We start from the raw sequence: 19621 nt of genomic DNA on the forward strand, positions 1-19621 counted from the left end.
AAACCTTGAAATACATCGCTTTTCTATTTTGTTTAATGCTGGCTTTTTCCATGGACGCCCAAGTGGATAAAAGAGAGCAATTGGAGCGTCAAAAGAAGGAGAATTTAGCTAAAATTAAAGAACTAAATAGCATCATTTCTCGTACTTCAAAGAAGAAAAAAGTATCCCTAGGGAAGTTGAATGTCTTAAAAGAGCAGATTGGTGTTCAGAAAAAGCAAATTGGCATTTTGAGCGAAAATCAACGGCTATTGGCACGAGAAGCTAATAAACTCCGTCAAGAAAGTGACATCCTCGCAGCCAAATTGGAAAAATTAAAGCGGATGTATGCCCAAATGTTATTTGAGGCGCAAAAGACATCTACGGTATATAATAAGCTTAGTTTTTTATTGCTTTCCTCTAACCTTGGTGAATTTACACGACGTTTTGACTATTTGCGTCAATTTACTAGCAACCGTAAAGCCCAAGCGCATAAGATATTTCAAACTCGTCAGGATTTAATGTCCAAAGAGCAGCAAGTCATCTTTAAGAAAACAGAAGAGAAAAAGGTATTGGTAGAGAAGGAAAAGGAGAAGAAGACCTTGGAAGTACTGAAAACCAAAGAGGACAAAGTGGTTACGGTCTTAACCCAGCAAGAAAAGAAATTACGTATCGAATTGGAGCGAAAGAAATTGGCGATTCGGAAATTAGATAATTTGATTGCTGGAATCGTGGCTCGAGAGATTCAAAAAAGTCAGGAAAGAGAGCGACGCCTACGTTTAGCACAGCAAGCCAGAAAATTAGAAGTGAATAAACCCTCATTGCCGACGTTGAGGGGAGATGGATCTTTACCAAAATATGCCGAGAAGTCGGGCAATGAAGATACTAAGTTGGAGACGAGAATTGAAACGGCAGAGGATAAAAAAGAACTGGCGAAGCCTAAAGTAAATGAGAAAGTAGAAGTGGCTAAAGCTGAGCCATTAGAAAAAAATATTTATTACATGAATGCCGAGGAGGCTAAATTAGCGAGTTCATTTGGAGCTTTACGGGGTAAAATGCCATTTCCTGTTCCTTCAGGGTTCATTTCAGATCATTTTGGGGTACATAAGCATCCTATCTTGAAGGGAGTGATGATCAATAATAATGGTATTGATATTCAAACAGCTCCAGGTTCTCCTGTACATTCTGTTTATGAAGGTATTGTGCAATCGGTGGTCAATATTCCGGGAATTAACATGGTGGTGGCAATTCAACATGGTGATTACTTTACCGTCTACAGTAAGTTAGACAATGTTTCGGTTTCCACGGGGCAGCGAGTTCGAACTGGCCAGCGAATAGGTAGTGTGGCATCTGATGAAGATGGTACCGCAGAAATAAATTTTCAAGTTTGGAAAAACACCATTCGCCAGAATCCTGAGCAATGGTTGAGAAGGTAATTAACTGAATTTGTAAACTACTCTCAATTGGATATTTCGTCCTTGGTCATCCGTATAATAGCGGAATCTATTTAAATAATCTCGATAGGATTCATTGAGCACATTGGTGATACGTATTCCCACATCCAATTTGTTGAATTGATATCCCCAGTTCAGTTGTACCAATTGATAAGCAGCAGGTGGAGCTGAATAGTCAGAACCAGGTTCTACTCGACTTTGTCTTGAGACTTGAGTGATTCCTGCACTGATATATTGTTTGTTTTTATTGAATTGATATCGAACCAAATATTCAAAGCGGTCAGCGGGAATATTCACCATATATTCTCGGTTTTTGATATTAAAAGCCCTTACCAAACTTGTCTTTTGAACTAAGGAAATTTTAGGATTTATGTGGTATGAAATTTGGCCATCTAATCCATTAAATCGAGCATTGATTTGTTCGTAAGTGAATCCAGGGAAAATACCACGTAGTGTCACAATATAGACAGCTTGACCATCATTGACCATGGGCCGTAAGTAGATGAAATCCTGAATATGATTACTGTATAAGCCTAATTCGATGTTCCATTTTTCCAAATTATATTCTGTATTCAGACTTAGGTTGGTGGCTGTTTCCCCTTTTAGGTTCGCTTGACCAATTTCATAAGCAGCTGCACCATGGTGCACACCATTGGAAAATAATTCGTTAGCACCTGGAGCTCGGAATGCCCTAGCTAAAATGAAGTGGCTTTCTAAATTGTCTGTCCAATGGTATTTAATACCTGCGCTGCCTGATAAGCCCGTAAATCGTTGTATATCTCGGTCAATAATGAAAGAATAGTTCTTGATAGGTCGGTGGGTCACAATTTCCTTTTGGTCCAATCGAAGCCCTAATTCCAATTCCCATTTTTCTTTGACCATTCTTTCGATGACAAATATACCTAGGTTATTTTGTTCATAATTAGGCAATAGACTGGTAACCAAAGTGGGGTTATTTACCCGATTCCCTGAAGTGATATTGTCTTGTAGCGAGAAGGTAAAACCATATTGTCCTTTCCAGAATTGACTAGAATTGGCACCATCTAAAATGACTTCGCCAGTATAAGTGCTAAGTTGAAAGCTTAAGGTATTGATGTTTTTCCCAGCACGTAAAACATCCAGCTCTAAACGTTGATCTGTTTGATGAGCCAAGGTTAAACGTAAGGTATAATTAGGGGAAACTTGATAAAAACTTTTAAATTTCAACAAATCATGGATGACATCTTGGTTTGGCCGATCGATGTTTCGAATAAATTCATTGGGGGTGAATTGTTCCAGAGGACTCGCTAATTTGATCGATCTTTCTAAGTCATTCACGTTTCCGATATGAGACCCTAAGAAGATTCCCAATACTGTATGGAATCTACTATAGAAAAGGTCCGTACCAAACTGACGCGTTTTATATCCAATTTGGCTAGAAAAATTTTGTTCTTGTACTCCAGTATTCGCTAAATAATAATTGGCCGAATGTATATTCCCACCATTTTTAATGGTTCCTTGGATACGCCATCCCCAGCCTTTTGCTCCTGCAAAGCCACCTTCTACACTTCCTGAACCTACCCATTGGCGGCCATTGGTGAAGTAAATGTTTTGTAGTTCACCTTTAATACCGCTGGTATCTGGGAGGGCGTTGGGTTCTAGCATGACAATACCTCCAATGGCATCTCCACCATAGCGCAAACCAGCAGGCCCTTTAATGACTTGAATATTTTTACTGACAAAAGGGTCAACTTCTGGAGCATGTTCGCTTCCCCAATTTTGACCTTCTTGTCGAACCCCTTGATTGAGAATGATTACCCGACTAGAGTGCAGCCCGTGTATAACAGGTTTGGAAATGGTACTTCCGGTTTGTAAGCTTTGAACGCCTGAAATACCTTTCAGCATTTCCCCTAAATTTAACCCATCTCTTTCTTTTCTTTCCTCCGTACTTAATGAGCCGCGCATTTGAGCACTTGTTTCATTTCTTTTACCGCTGACGATAACTTCCTGCAAATGTTCATCGTGCACATGGAGTGCAATATTTTCTTCGTGTTGATTACTAAGATTGACCTTGATTTCCACAGGCTCATAGCTACTCATTTCACAAACCAAGGTATAAGTTCCTGGGCAGATTTTTTTGATGGAGAAATTACCTAGAGAATCTGTTTGAACGGCAAAATTAGTGCCTTTTAAATATACGTACGCCCCTTTAATTTTTTCCCGATTTTCAATGGAGGAGACTCTTCCTTGTAGGGTACAAAAACAATTTTTCTGCGAATAGGATTCGTAAAAAAGAAAAAACAAGAAGAAAAATAATACCTGAGATTTTAATTTCATGCGGTGCCATCTATTTCAGATGGGGGTTTAAATATACACTCATTTTATTTTTTAGCCCAATTTCAGGATTAGATAACCGATGATTAAGCTTTTTGAGACGACCAGTTCGAGGGTTGTAGCGATAAATATTTTTCAATAATAATTTGTTTTGTTTAATCTTTTTATAAATTTGTTAAACAAAACAAACACTTCATATATGACAGCTCTTGAATTTACGTATCAGGTTGGAAGCTTTTCTAAGTTTTTGAAACCCTTTGCTTTACGTTTAACAAAAGACATGGATGATGCCAACGACTTAGTTCAGGATACCCTGGTGAAGGCATACTCCAACCGTGAAAAGTATGCAGAAGGGACCAATTTAAAAGCTTGGTTGTTTACCATCATGAAAAACACGTTCATTACGCAATACCAGCGTATGGTTCGTCGAAATACTTTCATTGATACCACTGAAAATTTACACTTCATCAACTCACAAGAATCTTTACAAACAAATGGCGCATTATCTGAGTTTGTGCGTGAAGATTTAGAAAAAGCATTAGAGCAAACAGACGAAATGTATCGATTACCTTTTTTGATGTATTTCAGAGGATTTAAGTACCATGAGATTTCAGAAGAATTAGATTTGCCCATCGGTACCGTTAAAAACCGAATTCACATAGCTCGGAAAGAATTAAAGAAAAAATTACACATGTACGCTTAAAATTTCAGAATTGATTAGTTTTTTGGTTAACAGAAGAAACAAGTAAAAAGTCAGATTTTGTCTGGCTTTTTCTTTTTCGCTGTATAGCTCTTTCAAAAGATGATTATATTTGTTTAGCTACGAATAAATGGACAGGATGAAAAAGAAAAAGGTAATAGTCATTGGTGCTGGCTTTTCTGGCATTTCAGCAGCAACTGCATTAGCAGACAAAGGATATGAGGTTCAGGTGTTGGAAAAAAATGCTGAACCTGGTGGTAGAGCTCGAGTTTTTAGAGAAGGAGGATTTGTGTTTGATATGGGTCCAAGCTGGTATTGGATGCCAGATATTTTTGAAACCTATTTTGGGAAATTCGGGAAAAAGCCATCTGATTATTATGAGTTGAAACGTTTAGATCCTTCTTATACTGTTATATTATCTGATTCTGAGGTCATTGATATTCCGGCCGACATGGATGGAATTAAAGATTTATTTGAATCGTATGAGGAAGGGGCTTCTGGTCAATTGGACAAGTTTTTAAAACAAGCAGCTTATAAATATCGGGTGGGTATTCAGGATTTTGTTTGGCGCCCATCGGTGAAAATTACGGAATTTTTAAGTTTAAAACTGCTCATAGATGCCATCCGTATGGATGTTTTTTCTTCCTTCTACAAACATATCCGTAAGTTTTTTAAATCGGGAACCATTTTGAAATTGATGGAATTCCCAATTTTATTTTTAGGTGCTATATCTCAAAATACGCCTGCTATGTATAGCTTGATGAATTTTGCTGAGATTACCATGGGCACTTGGTATCCCATGGGAGGAATGCACCAAATCGTGAAGGGCATGGTGGCATTGGCTGAGGAAAAGCGAGTAAAATTTACCTATAATTCGGAGGTAACGGGTTTTGAGATTGTCAATAAACATGTTCGTGCAGTAAAGACAGCTAAAGGTTTAATTGAAGCAGATATGGTGGTAGCCAGTGCGGATTACCATTGGGTGGAGCAATTATTAGGAGAAGATTTCAGGAACTATTCAGAGGAGTATTGGGATAAACGTGTCATGGCGCCTTCGTCTTTATTATTTTACCTAGGAATATCCAAACGTCTCCCAAAACTAAAACATCATAATTTGTTTTTTGACCGTGATTTTTCGGTCCATTCACACGAAATTTATACCGATCCTTCTTGGCCTTCTGATCCTTTGTTTTATGCCAGTGCCCCTTCGGTGACGGATCCATCTGTGGCACCAGAAGGATGTGAAAATCTCTTTTTGTTAATCCCTGTTGCCCCTAATTTGGAAGATACTGAAGCATACAGAGAAAAGTATTTCCTTCAATTAATGGATCGTTTGGAAGCTTATTGCGGAGAAAATATTCGAGATTCTATTGTATATAAGCGTTCTTATGCTCACCAAGATTTTATGTCTGATTACCATGCATTTAAGGGGAATGCCTATGGATTAGCCAATACCTTATTCCAAACGGCTTTTTTAAAACCTAGCTTGAAAAACAAGAAATTAGATAACTTATATTATACGGGACAGTTGACTGTTCCGGGCCCCGGTGTTCCTCCTTCCTTAATTTCGGGATTGGTGGTTGCCCATGAAGTTGATAAATCCCTAAGAAAATAGCATGACTCAGATAGATTTATATCAACGTGTTTCATTGGCTTGTTCCAAACTGTTGACCAATGCCTATTCTACTTCCTTTTCATCAGGAATTAAGACTTTATCCAGTCGGTTTCATGATCCTGTTTATGCGATTTATGGATTTGTTCGTTTGGCAGATGAAATTGTGGATACTTTTCATGACCATGATAAAAAAGTTTTGTTTGAGCGATTCAAAAAGGATACCTATTGGGCTTTAGAAGAAAAAATAAGTTTGAATCCTATCTTAGAGTCATTTCAACGGGTTTTTCATGAATATGACATGGAGCAAGAATTAGTGGATGCATTTCTATATTCTATGGAGCTTGATTTGTTTGAAACTCAGTATGATGAAGAGGGTTATAAACGATACATATATGGTTCAGCGGAGGTGGTAGGATTAATGTGCTTGCATGTTTTTTGTCAAGGAGATAAATCGAAATACCATGCCTTAAGATCCGATGCTTGTGCCTTAGGTTCCGCTTTTCAAAAAATCAATTTTTTACGAGATATCAAATCGGATTTTGATGAGCGAGGAAGGGTATATTTCCCAGGAATCGATTATTTGACGATGACAGAAAAAGATAAAAAGGACATTGAAGCTGATATTCAATTGGACTTTGATGCAGGATTGCGTGGAATCAATCGATTACCCCAAGAATCCAAAAATGGTGTTCTATTGGCATATTTATATTATACTCGCTTATTTGAAAGAATTAAGCAGGCTCCTTTAGTACAAATTAAGGAAGAGCGTGTACGTGTTCCTGATGGAGAGAAACTATGGATATTTATTAAAATGAAATGTGGATTAGCTTAATTGCTAATTTGAGAATCATTCATGAACAAAAATGTCAACCCCGAGAGGGTTGACATTTTTTATTAATCCAAAGGAGTATTTTAGTTTTTAGAACCTGTAACCGCTCCTGCAGCTTTTTTAGCATTTTGTGCATCTTGCATTGGGTTAGCTTGGCCAGCTCCATAACTTCTTGGTTGTGCTTTAAATAGTTGAACACGCGTAGGTTGTGCTGGTTCGCGAGGGAATGAATTGTCGTCTGTATCGATATCAGCGATTTCATAATATGGATCTAGTGTCCATTTGGCTACTTTTTTACTGGTAGGAATGATTTTCTTCGCCTGTACATCATTCAAGCGCCAGATTTCTGCTGGAAAACGAAGCACTTCCTCTGTTCCATCTTCAAAGCTTAATTTGACAATAACAGGCATAGGTAATCCACCTTTATTTTTGAAATTTACCACATAGAAATTCTTTCCTTCAGCGACCAATTTGCGCTCATCATCCGACAAGGAAGCTAAGTAGTCTTGGTATTTTTTCTTTTCAGCCTCAGAAGTCGCAAAACGGTCATAGCTATTGTAAAAGTCATTCATGTCAGGGTCTTTTTCAACCACCGTTTCTTTGATATCCGTTTTATTACGGATATTCGAAATGGTTTCTCTTTTAGCCGTAAAATCAGCTTTGTCTTTTGCTTTTTTGGCGATTGGGTCTTGGTTATCTATGCCATACCATTCTACGGTTTCAATGGATTGATTAACAGGCTCTGTTCCATAGAACCAGCCTCTCCAAAACCAATCTAAATCTACTCCAGATGCATCTTCTAAGGTACGGAAGAAATCAGCAGGATACGGTTGTTTGAATGCCCAGCGTCTTGCGTATTCTTTGAAAGCATAATCAAATAATTCACGACCCATCACGGTCTCACGCAAGATGTTTAAGGCAGCCGCTGGTTTAGCGTAGGCATTGTTTCCAAAATCCATGATGTTTTCAGAATTAGCCATCACTGGAACTTGATTTTTTGAATCTAAACGCATGTAAGGAACAATGCTTTGAGCTTCCCCACGTCTAGCTGGGAAATTACGATCCCATTCTTGCTCCGCTAAGTATTGGCAAAAGGTATTCAAACCTTCATCCATCCAGGACCATTGTCTTTCATCAGAATTGATGATCATCGGAAAGAAGTTGTGCCCAACTTCATGAATAATAACCCCAATCATGCCATTTTTTACATTTTCTGAATAGGTTCCATCGGTTTCTGGTCGACCGCCATTGAAGGAGATCATCGGGTATTCCATTCCACCACCCAGTGTAGCATGGCAAGAAATAGCTACTGGATATGGATAGGCCACCGTTCTTTTGGAATAGGAACGAAGGGTATGTGCTACTACCATAGTGGAATATTTCCCCCAAAGTGGATTTCCTTCTTTGGAATAATAAGACATCGCCCAAACTTTTTTACCTTCTACATCCACTTGCATGGCATCCCAAATGAATTTACGGGAAGCCGTAAATGCAAAATCACGCACATTGTCGGCCTTGTAAATCCAGGTTTTTTTACCAGTAGGCTTTCCTTTTTCGGCTTGTTCGGCTTCTTCTTGATTGATGATTTCCACAGGGCGAGTAGCTGTTTTAGCCTTCTCCCAACGTTTTAATTGAGTCGCAGTCATCACTTGGTTTGGATTCAATAACTCACCTCCAGCACCTACCACGATGTCATTGGGTGCCGTGATCGCCACTTTATAGTTACCAAAGTTCAAGGTAAATTCTCCTTGGCCTAAAAATTGCTTATGTTGCCAGCCATACACATCATTGTACACCGCCATTCTTGGGAACCAGTGTGCAATGAAATAATTAGCATTTCCATCTTTGGCAAAAAACTCATATCCAGAACGACCGTAATATTCGGTAATTAAGTAATTCCAATCAATCGCAAAACTAACACTGGCTCCTGATTTTACGGGAGTAGGTAAGTCGATGCGCATCATCGTTTGATTAATGGTATAGCGTAAAGCATTTCCTTTCATGTCTTTTACCGCCGTAATTTTGTATCCATAGCTTTTAGGATCTGTTAGTTCTTTAAAAGCAGACGCAGAAATGCCATTTTTGATGTCACCGGTTTTAGATGTGCTACCAGCCGATCCTTTTTCAAATAGATTTTGGTCTAATTGCAGCCATAAATAGGGTAATTCATCCGGTGAATTATTGAAATAAGTGATGGTCTCTGAGCCAATAATCTTTCTATTGATATCATCTAACTCCACTTTGATATCATAATCTGCGCGTTGCTGCCAGTAATCTTTACCAGGTGAACCGCTGGCAGTACGATAACTATTTGGTGTAGGTAGTATAGATTCTAATTGTTCGAATCGATTGTTTGCGTTGTAAGTACCTGCTGGTGATTGGCCAAAAATAGGATTAGCAAAAAGTCCTAGCAGAAGGAAGAAGAATAGTTTTTTTGTCATTGATGAGCTCTTTTTTTCAAAAATAGAAAAAAGATTTTACTCTTTGTTCATCTATTCTGTTCTCTCCGTTTATTCTTAGGCAATTGTATCTAAAAAAAAAGACCCTAAGCTATTTTAGTCTTGGGTAGATTTTGTAGTTTTGAAGCTTATAGATAAAAATTAAACTGTTCAACCATGAGTGTTATTATAGGCCAAAAAGAATATTTCAAGGGCATTGAAAAAATTAAATTTGAAGGAGTAGATTCTGACAATCCTTTAGCATTTCGTTACTATGATGAAAATAGAATAGTAGCGGGTAAAACCATGAAGGAGCACCTTCGTTTTGCTATTGCCTATTGGCACTCATTCTGTGGAGACGGTTCAGATCCCTTTGGCCCAGGAACACATCATTATCCATGGGATGTAGCTTCTGATCCACGTCAGCGTGCTGCTGATAAAGCAGATGCAGCATTTGAATTTATTACTAAAATGGGTGCACCATTTTATTGTTTTCACGACGTAGATGCGATTGATCAATCCCAAGATCCTAAAGAATTTTCAAGCCGTGTACAATATATCTCGGACATTTTTGCCAAAAAACAGGCAGAAAGTGGCGTGCAATTATTATGGGGAACAGCCAACTTGTTCTCGAACGAGCGTTATATGAATGGCGCTTCGACTAACCCCAACTTTGAAGTGTTAGCACATGCAGGAGCTCAGTTAAAATCTGCCATTGATGCGACGATCAAATTAGGTGGTCGTGGCTATGTATTCTGGGGAGGGAGAGAAGGATATATGACTTTATTAAATACCGACATGAAGCGTGAGCGCGAGCATTTTGCTCGAATGTTACATACTTGTGTAGAATATGCTCGTAGAAATGGATTTACAGGGAAGTTCTTTATTGAACCAAAACCTTGTGAGCCAACTAAACACCAATATGATTATGATTCGGCAACAGTAATTGGATTTTTGAGAGAGTTTGATTTATTGTCTGAATTTGGCTTAAATCTAGAAGTTAACCACGCTACATTAGCTGGTCATACTTTTGCCCATGAGTGCCAAGTGGCTTCTGATAATGGCATGTTAGCTTCTTTGGATGCCAACCGCGGCGATTACCAAAACGGTTGGGATACAGATCAGTTCCCTACGGATATTTATGAGTGGGGGGAAGCCATGGCCATTGTTTTACGCCAAGGTGGATTAGCTGGTGGTGGGATCAACTTTGATGCGAAGCGTCGTAGAAATTCAACCGATGCGGCTGATTTATTCTATGCTCACGTTGGAGGAATGGATACCATTGCACGTGCTTTATTAATCGCGGATAAGATTTTGACTCACGGAGAAATGGATAAATTGAAAGCGGCTCGTTATGCTAGCTTTGATTCAGGTAAAGGTGCTGAATTCGAACAAGGTAAATTGAAATTGGAGGACTTGTATCAAATTGCTACCGAAATTGGAGAGCCAGCTTTGATATCAGGTAAACAAGAATATTTAGAAAATTTATTGGGCAGATTTGTCTAAGAAAATGAAAAAATTATTCATTGTATTGCTGTTGATTTACAGCAATGTTAAAGCAGCAGGGCCGAAAGACCCTGCTCTTTTTTCAAGTGCCAAACCCTGGGCTTATTGGTGGTGGCCAGGGAATGCTGTTTCTGAGAAAGGAATCACACATAACTTAGAGGCCTTTGCCAAAGCTGGTTTTGGAGGTTTGCACATCATTCCCATTTATGGGGCAAAAGGCTATGAAAATCAATTCTTGAATTACCTGAGTCCCGCTTGGAATTCGAAATTGGCCTATGTCCTAAAGGAATCTAAAAGGTTACATCTTGGGATTGATTTAACCTTAGGAACTGGATGGCCCTATGGTGGCCCACAAATAGGTATCACCGAAGCGGCCAAAGCCTATAAGATTCAAACATTGAATTTGTCAGAAGGAGAAGCAATCGCAACTATTTCCCCCAGCTTAGAAAAATCCGCCAATTCTCAATTAGTATCTATCACATCGTACCAAGGAAACAATTTTCAGGAAGATTTGTGGCCCTTGTATCAACAAGGTAAAATTTCACATTGGAAGGCAAAAACGGCGAATACGGTTATTTATCTGTTTTATCAAACCTTAACCCAACAAAAAGTCAAACGTGCAGCTCCTGGCGGAGAAGGATGGGTGATGGATCATTTTTCACAAGAGGCATGGGATGTGTATAAACAAGCCTTTGCCGCTGTCTTAAAAAAATCACATGCTCCTCTTAGGGCCATTTATACGGATTCATATGAAGTTTATGGGGCTAATTTTAGTCCTCGTGTATTTGATGAATTTAGGAGAATTAATGGTTATGACCTCCGTCATTATTTACCAGTATTGGCGGCAGCTAAAGCAGAGAGCGAATTTCAAAATCAAGTTTGGGCAGATTATCACCGTACTTTGGCTGATATGTTGCTCAATCAATTTACTAAACCATGGTCTAAATGGATTAAAAACCAAGGTTTCTTAAGTCGGGATCAGGCACATGGTTCTCCCGGAAATTTGATTGATTTATACGCTTCTGTGGATATTCCAGAAACTGAATTTTTTGGCAGTAAGCCTTATACCATTCCGGGATATCGCATTGACCCAGATTATGATAGTGTAAGATTTGGTATACCGGATTTAAGAAATATCAAACTGGCCTCGTCTGCAGCAGATATCATGGGCAAAAAACTGGTTTCTTGTGAAACGGCTACTTGGTTAGGTAATCATTTTAAAGTTTCATTAGCTCAGGTAAAACCCATCATTGATGAGGTATTTGTGGGTGGAGTGAACCACGTTTTTTATCATGGAGCTACTTATTCTCCGCCCGAAGTGGCTTGGCCAGGATGGTTATTTTATGCTAGTACCAATTTTAATCCTCAAAGTCATTTTTGGGGTGCTTTACCCGAACTGAATAAATACATTGAAACATGTCAAAGCATGTTGCAAAAGTACCCAACGGATTCTGACCTATTGCTGTATTTTCCCATGGAAGATATTTGGCATCAAAGAAATGCATCTGGGGAAACCCACGCCCTTGATTTACATGCCAATAGTCGAGATTGGATGATTCAGACTCCATTTGGAAAATGGTCCAATGCCTTACAAAATCGAGGTTTTCAAGTGGATTATGTGTCAGATTATTTGTTGAGTACCTTGCAAGTAGTAGCTCCTAAAAAGTGGAAAGCCCCCTCTGGTAATATCTATAAAATGTTACTGATTCCACCCAGTACACACCTTTCTTTAGAAACCATGGAGCTTTTGGCAAAATGGGTAAAACAGGGAATGCCCGTTTATTTTTTAGAACATATTCCCTCTGTAATGAGTACTTGGAATTATTCGGATGAACAAAAGGAGCGTTGGTATAAGGCAAGAGAAAGTTTTCTCTTAAGGGTTTTATCTGATCCAGCAGATGTACTGACTCGTCATGCCGTAAGTAAAGAGACGATGACTGAACAAGGGCTTTCCTTTATTCGTAAAAGGACTGAAAATGGTTTTGCTTATTTTGTGACCAATTTGTCCCATCAGTTTAGTGAGGGAAATGTAGCATTGGCAAAATCCAGTGCTGGCATAGAAATACTAAATCCTTTGACACAGGAACTAAAGAAAGTTAAATTACCAAAATCTAAGTTGCTTCCACTCGTGTTGGCACCTGGTGAAAGTCGGATTATCCGCGTATCGAGTACTTTCAAAGGTGGAGTAGTATCTGTATTGACGGAAAAAAGTGAGGTTCAAATAAAGCCTTCAAGTAAGATTCAAGTAGATTTTGTACAAGGTGCACCTAGTTTGCCTCATTCGCAGCAAATGGATGAGTTGAATTATTGGACAAAGGAATCCTCCACGCATCAATTTAGTGGATCAGCGAAATACTCCTTTGATTTTTCATTAACTGCAGAGGAACTAAAATCAGCCAAGGTCCTTCATTTTGATCAAGTCCGTGACTGGGTCAAGGTGAAATTGAATGGAAAGGATTTGGGGATTATTTGGTCCATTCCTTTTCAATTAAACATTCCTACGGGAATATTGAAGGATGAAAACCACATCGAATTGGAAGTGACGAATGTTTCTGCCAATCGGATTCGGCAATTGGATAAAGAGGGAGGTAAGTGGAAGAATTTCTATGAAATTAATTTTGTGGACATTAGATATAATCCTTTCGATGCTTCCAATTGGCCCATTACTGATAGCGGACTTCAAGGAAAACTATATTTTAGTATTCGATGATAAGCCCGGTAGCACATTTGATTCAAAAAATGCACGCGCTTCGTCACGAGGAAAATGCGCATTGGATGAAGAAATACATGCGGGAACAGTTTCTATTTTTGGGATTAAAGAAACCTGTTAGGCATCAATTGTTAAAAGAATGGTATGCCCAAGAAGGGAAAGGATTAGATTGGTTTCAAGTGGCCAATGAGTTATTTCGACAGAAAGAAAGGGAATTTCAATACATCGCCTTGGATTATCTTCTGTTGGAGAAAAAAAACTGGGATGAACGGATTCCTCATTTGGTTGAAGATTGGATTGGAGATCAATCTTGGTGGGATATAGTGGATGTTTTAGGGCCACATGTGATGGGAATATATGTGTTGAATCATCAAGAACAACGCGATTATTGGATACAGCGATGGATGGCTTCTGGGAATTTTTGGTTACAGCGAGTTTGTTTGTTATTTCAGTTGTCCTACAAGCAAAAAACCGATGTTTCATTGCTGGCTCAAATCATTGAAGATTTGGCGAAAGAGAAAGAGTTTTTCATTCAGAAAGCCATTGGCTGGTCACTTAGGCAACATGCGCGAGTGGATGCTATTTGGGTTAAGGACTTTGTTTTATCTCATGATTTAGCCCCATTAAGTAGGAGGGAGGCGCTCAAACATCTATAAAAAAGCCTTGTTGAGCTGTAGAAGTCCAACAAGGCTTTTTATACTAAATCAGACCTAAGGTTTAGGCTTTATTTCTTTTTTTCATCAAGGCTAGTTCGTGAGCGGTATCGTAATAACTTCGCAAATTAGACCAATCAAAAGTGTCTGAAATACTCTCAACACGGTTTCTTTGGGTAATTCTTTCTCTTTGAGACTGCTGCGTAAATTTGAATAAATTATTAGCTAATTGCTCCACAGATTCTTGGTAAGTTTGAGATTTACGATGGACAACGCTCACTCCCCATTGCTCATAATCACGCATAATTTGCATGATGTAATCCCCAAAACCAGATAGATCAGATGTTACCGTAGGCACTCCTCTAGCCATGCATTCCAAAGGTGTATATCCCCATGGTTCATAATAGCTTGGAAATACCCCCAAGTGACATCCGCGAACGAATTGACTGTAATCTAAACCAAACAAGGGGTTGGTTGAAACGATAAAATCAGGGTGATAAACGATTTTGACTTTATCATCTGGGTTATTCAATAAATTAGTTCGGTGCAAATTGCGAATAATATCATCTTCTTGTTTTAACAAGTGAGTGACCACTTTTGGCCTTGAAGTAGACTTCCAAGTTTGAACCGTTCTTCTTAAACGAAGTCGCCAGTATTCATCCACAAAATTGTTTAAATCTGGCAGTTGTAAATTGTTGGATGACGCAGCTGCTAAAAACAGTTTCTCTCCTACTTCTTTTTCTATGGCAGAGCAGTTTTCTCGGATTTCATCCAAGACGGCTCTAGAGTGTAATACTTCAGGGTCAATGGAATGGTAAGGCTGCTTGGTAACAAAGAACATGACCACGGTTTTTTTAGAACCAGAATCCTTCATTTTTTGATTTAAGGAAGCAAGGGCATCCAATGTAAGGTCATATCCTTTATTGCTATATTCAAATCTACCTGAGGTAAATAAGTATAAGGTTTGATCCAAATCAAAAGCTTGACTCTGGAAAAAATGCCCCATGACAAATTCGGATAGATTCTGCTTGTATTTGGAATGTAAATTTTGGTGCTCGTGTAATGCCGCAAATCGTTGGATATTTAATCCATTCGGTAAGATGAGTTCAGGAATTCTGCCCAGAAAATATTGACATTCTTTGGCTGTAATATCACTGACAGTGGTTAAAACATCGGCTTTTTGGGCAGCTTGTCTTTCAAAACTAGCTTGTGCTTCAATGCCATAAGTAACAGCTTCTTTGTACCAATCAAAGGTGTCGATCACATCATAGAAGTTAGGTACATTTCCTGCCAAATACCGCCCAAGCATGGTAGCATGCGTGGTAAATACCGTCGAAATCTTTACCTTTTCTTTCTTTAAATCAGGCAAACAAGTAGAGGCCATCCATTCATGAAAATGAACGATCAGGTCTTTTTTGTTTTGATTTTCCTGTGCCCATTTACTGATGAATAGTCGGATTAATTCACCTAAAGCAATGGTCTGATTCACCAATTCCTCAACGCCCAAAGTAGAAATTTTATGGTTTTCCCATATTCGACCCTTGATGGCATTGATTTGATCGTAAATAGATGCGATATCAAAAAGAATGATTTTTGGTTTACCCGTAATCAACCAATTTCCATAATGAACTTGATAACCCTGTTCTCTCATCCACAATATGGCTCTTTCCATGGGAGTATCTTCCCCTACAGGTAAAGCTTCAAATTCTGCGGCAGCTGTTTGCGGGAAATAGGGTCCAAGTAAAGCATAATCTTCACCCCATTTTTCCACCATGGAGGGTACTTTGGTACGAATTACCGTATAAATACCACCTACTTGATTACATGTTTCCCAAGCTACTTCAACTAAGAATTTCTTTTTAACTACGGGCTTTCTTGTTTTAACTTCGTTCGTCATAGTGAAAATCGTTTAAGACATGTAAGAGGCACTTTCTATTACTGCTGTTTTACCATTTTTGGTAATAGTGAAATTAAAGCCTTTTTGGATAGAATAAGCGCCATATTCCCCTTTTTTATTAATGGCTAGGTAGCCAACTTGAAAATCTTGGTATTTATATCGTTTGACAATCCGCATAATCGCCTCTTCACAAGCTTGTTGCGGACTTTTACCTTGACGCATGAACTCTACAATGAGAAAAGAACCTAAGGTTTTCATGACAAATTCACCTAATCCGGTAGCACAGGCACCTCCTACTTCATCATCGCAAAAAACAGCTCCACCAATAATGGGTGAATCTCCCACACGTCCATGCATTTTAAAGGCCATCCCACTGGTGGAACATGCCCCAGCTATTTCGCCAGCTTTCCCTAATGCCAATAAACCAATGGTATCATGGCGTTCTATGTTCACTTTAGGCTCGTATTTGGCTTGTTTTTTCCATTCGAGCCAGGCTTTTTTTGATTTCTCGGTCAGCAAGTTTTGTTTCTTGAATCCTTGAGATAAAGCGAATTCTAAGGCACCAGCACCAGAGAGCATGACGTGTGGCGTTTTTTCCATCACGGCTCTAGCTACGGATATAGGGTGCATGATATGTTCCAAAAAGGTAACCGAACCAGCGTTTCCTAAATGATCCATGATACAAGCATCTAAAGTCACATGGCCATCACGATCTGGATATCCTCCGTAACCCACTGTAGTTTCATTGGGGTCAGCCTCAGGTACCCAGGCACCGGCTTCTACACCATCCAAAGCTTTACCTGTTTCCATGATTTTTTGGTAACCAGCTTGGGTACCTTTTTCATTTTTCCAAGTGGCAATAATGATAGGTTCAGTTACCGTAGTTTGTTGTGCAAATAATGCAGGACTCGCTAGTCCTATTACTCCAGTTGTTTGTAAAAATGATCTTCTTTTCATTCAAATTTTATGGCCTCGCCCTCTTAAGAATTAATTTTGTTTGTTGATTGAATAACAAATGTGTAAAATTGTCTTTCCAAAGTAAAAAAAAATCTTTGAATTTTCATCTTCAAATTCGTGCCCAACGCTTCAATGAGACAATTTAAATCCTTTTTCCCTTTAATCGTAACCTTGATTTGGACTTATGCGTTACATACTAACTGGGGAACCCTACCTCCGATGGGTAAATTACTAAGTCCTTTCCATGGATTTTGGGTCAATGCTGAAAAAGCCGATGCTTCTGAACAAACAGAGGAGAGCTTACAAATACCTGGACTATTAGAGCCAGTTCAAGTCATGTATGATGAAATGGCAATTCCCCATGTTTTTGCCAAAAACGACCATGATTTATATCTGGCACAAGGTTATTTAACGGCCAAAGATCGTTTGTGGCAAATGGAATTTCAAACCCATTTTGCAGGGGGCAGAATATCCGAAATAGTAGGTTCCAAAGGAATGGTTTCAGATCAGTTCCAACGCAGAATGGGGGCTATTTATGGAGCAGAACAGTCCTTGAAAGGAATGGTAGAAGATCCTGTGGCAAAAGCATCCTTGGTGGCTTATTCAGATGGAGTCAATGCTTACATTGAAAGTCTCACGGATCGAACTTTACCCCTAGAGTATAAATTATTGAATTATCGTCCTGAAAAATGGGAGCCCTTAAAAAGTGCTCTGTTTTTAAAGAACATGTCATTCGTATTGGCATCTGGAACAGATGATTTAAAAATGACCAATATTTTGAGGAAATACGGTCGGGAGGTAGCCGAACACTTATTTCCCAATTATCCCTTCGAGGAAAGCCCTATCATTCCAGAAGGGAACCCCTTGGATTTCAAACCGCTACCTGTACCCGCTGCTCCAGCAGATTTTATTGGATTGGGAAGTACCATGAAAACACCGGAGAAAGACCCTAATACGGGTTCTAATAACTGGGCAGTAGCTGGAAATAAAACGATTTCTGGCATGCCTATTTTGGCCAATGACCCGCACCTGACTTTATCATTACCATCCATTTGGTATCAAATGCAATTAGTCGCTCCGGGGATTAATGTATATGGTTCCACCATGCCTGGATCCCCTAATGTGATTGCTGGTTTTAATAAGAATATTGCTTGGGGGGTGACCAATGTAGGATCTGATGTCATGGATTGGTATCAAATCAAATTCAAGGACGCTTCCAAACAGGAATATTGGCACGATGGGAAATGGAAGAAAACAACGATGAGAATCGAAAGATTTAAAGTGAGGGGAGAGGATGATTTTGTAGATACTGTATTTTTTACTCACCATGGACCTGTGGTTTATTTAAGCCATGAAAAACCATTCCGTTCGAATATTCCAGTAGGTCATGCTTTGAAGTGGATTGCCTTAGAAAAATCAAGCGAGGTATCAGCCTTTTATCAATTGAATCGTGCAGCTAATTATGATGAATATAAAGCCGCCATAACGCATTTTTCTGCTCCTGCCCAAAACTTTGTATTTGCTAGTAATCAAGGAGATATAGCACTTTGGGTCAATGGTAAATTTCCATTAAAAGCTAATTTACAAGGTAAATATTTACTGGATGGTACTGATCCTGCGGCAGATTGGAAAGGCTATATTCCTCATGATCATGATCCACATGTAAAAAATCCACCTCGAGGTTTTGTGAGCTCGGCCAACCAGTTTTCTGTTGATAAAAGCTATCCTTACTATCTGGGTTGGCAGTTTGCTCCATCGGATCGTGGTCGAAGAATCAATGAACGGTTGTCTGTCATGAATAAAGCTACGGTGGATTCATTGCGAGGATTACAAAACGACAATTTTAATATTCGCGCTCGTCGATTATTACCTTTATTATTGCCACATGTGAGCAATCCGAATCCTCAAATGGCAGCGGCATTAAAAGTCCTTAAAAAATGGGATTTGCAGAATTCTAAAGAGTCGATTGGGGCCACCATCTTTGAAAATTGGGTGATTTTATTGCAGTCATCTCTTTGGGATGATGAATTCAATGCAGATGAAAAGGCGCCTATGAATATCCCGACAGTAGATCGTACGCTTAAATTAATGATAGAAGAGCCAGGGGCAATTTGGTGGGATAATGTGAAAACAAAAAACAAGAAAGAAAGTATGAGCGATATTATTCGTACTTCTTTTCAAGCAAATATCGATAGCTTAACCAAGCTGCATGGTCCATTGGAGCCTGATTGGGTTTGGTATAAACATAAGCAAACTGGGGTGAGGCATTTAATTCCAGGCATGGATGCATTGAGTCGATTGAATATTCCGATTGGAGGTGGAGGCTCTATTGTGAATGCTTCAACCACCAAAACGGGTCCATCATGGAGGTTGGTGGTGGAACTATCCAAATCAGGCAATCCGAATGCTTATGGCGTATATCCAGGTGGCCAGTCTGGAAATCCGGGAAGTACACATTATGATGATTTAATCGATACATGGGCTAATGGAGAATTGAGACCGCTATTATTCATGAATCAAGCGGATCAAAAAACCAATCGAATTCGTAAAAAAATGATATTAACAAAGTAATT

The 19621-nt window shown here is 39.0% G+C and carries 12 protein-coding genes; 8 read left to right on the plus strand and 4 right to left on the minus strand.

Annotated features, from left to right (window positions below):
* Positions 1–5 precede the first annotated feature (5 nt).
* The gene (locus U0R11_RS02900; protein WP_406749713.1) at positions 6–1412 is read left to right on the plus strand and encodes a murein hydrolase activator EnvC family protein; all 1407 of its coding nucleotides are present in this window, start codon (positions 6–8) and stop codon (positions 1410–1412) included.
* On the opposite strand, the gene U0R11_RS02905 is transcribed toward U0R11_RS02900, so the two are convergent.
* On the minus strand, positions 1413–3746 hold the full coding sequence (locus U0R11_RS02905; RefSeq protein WP_406749714.1) for a TonB-dependent receptor: 2334 nt from the start codon (positions 3744–3746) through the stop codon (positions 1413–1415).
* Positions 3747–3942: 196 nt separating this feature from the next.
* Between U0R11_RS02905 and U0R11_RS02910 the strand changes: the two genes are divergently transcribed.
* From U0R11_RS02910 to U0R11_RS02920, 3 genes are all read left to right on the plus strand, one after another.
* A complete protein-coding gene (locus tag U0R11_RS02910) occupies positions 3943–4446 on the plus strand; it encodes an RNA polymerase sigma factor (protein WP_406749715.1) in 504 nt (167 codons plus the stop codon).
* 136 nt (positions 4447–4582) lie between these two features.
* On the plus strand, positions 4583–6058 hold the full coding sequence (locus U0R11_RS02915; protein WP_406749716.1) for a phytoene desaturase family protein: 1476 nt from the start codon (positions 4583–4585) through the stop codon (positions 6056–6058).
* A 1-nt stretch (position 6059) separates the two neighbouring features.
* Positions 6060–6890 (plus strand): phytoene/squalene synthase family protein, encoded by an 831-nt coding sequence (locus U0R11_RS02920; RefSeq protein WP_406749717.1) that lies wholly within the window; start codon positions 6060–6062, stop codon positions 6888–6890.
* Positions 6891–6970: 80 nt separating this feature from the next.
* Here the strand turns inward: U0R11_RS02920 and U0R11_RS02925 are convergent, their stop codons facing one another.
* Positions 6971–9328 (minus strand): M1 family metallopeptidase, encoded by a 2358-nt coding sequence (locus U0R11_RS02925; protein ID WP_406749718.1) that lies wholly within the window; start codon positions 9326–9328, stop codon positions 6971–6973.
* Between the two features lie 174 nt (positions 9329–9502).
* On the opposite strand from U0R11_RS02925, the gene xylA reads away from it, so the two are divergent.
* From xylA to U0R11_RS02940, 3 genes are read left to right on the plus strand one after another with little or no spacing between them, the layout of a single operon-like run.
* Positions 9503–10831: a xylose isomerase gene (gene xylA / locus U0R11_RS02930; protein ID WP_406749719.1), complete on the plus strand. Its 1329-nt coding sequence runs from the start codon at positions 9503–9505 to the stop codon at positions 10829–10831.
* A gap of 4 nt (positions 10832–10835) precedes the next feature.
* Positions 10836–13541 carry a glycosyl hydrolase gene (locus tag U0R11_RS02935; protein WP_406749720.1) on the plus strand — a complete coding sequence of 902 codons (2706 nt, stop codon included), beginning with the start codon at positions 10836–10838 and terminating at the stop codon, positions 13539–13541.
* Positions 13538–14197, plus strand: coding sequence for a DNA alkylation repair protein (locus tag U0R11_RS02940; RefSeq protein ID WP_406749721.1), 660 nt, complete (start codon positions 13538–13540; stop codon positions 14195–14197). Before U0R11_RS02935 ends, U0R11_RS02940 begins: the two co-directional genes overlap by 4 nt.
* A 61-nt stretch (positions 14198–14258) precedes the next feature.
* Here the strand turns inward: U0R11_RS02940 and U0R11_RS02945 are convergent, their stop codons facing one another.
* Both U0R11_RS02945 and U0R11_RS02950 read right to left on the minus strand, forming a co-directional pair.
* Positions 14259–16091: a glycosyltransferase gene (locus U0R11_RS02945; protein WP_406749722.1), complete on the minus strand. Its 1833-nt coding sequence runs from the start codon at positions 16089–16091 to the stop codon at positions 14259–14261.
* A gap of 12 nt (positions 16092–16103) precedes the next feature.
* Positions 16104–17048 (minus strand): isoaspartyl peptidase/L-asparaginase family protein, encoded by a 945-nt coding sequence (locus U0R11_RS02950; protein WP_406749723.1) that lies wholly within the window; start codon positions 17046–17048, stop codon positions 16104–16106.
* Positions 17049–17180: 132 nt separating this feature from the next.
* On the opposite strand from U0R11_RS02950, the gene U0R11_RS02955 reads away from it, so the two are divergent.
* The gene (locus U0R11_RS02955; RefSeq protein WP_406749724.1) at positions 17181–19619 is read left to right on the plus strand and encodes a penicillin acylase family protein; all 2439 of its coding nucleotides are present in this window, start codon (positions 17181–17183) and stop codon (positions 19617–19619) included.
* Positions 19620–19621 lie beyond the last annotated feature (2 nt).

The sequence above is a fragment of the Aquirufa salirivi genome (genome assembly GCF_045310485.1).
GTDB classification, from domain to species: domain Bacteria; phylum Bacteroidota; class Bacteroidia; order Cytophagales; family Spirosomataceae; genus Aquirufa; species Aquirufa salirivi.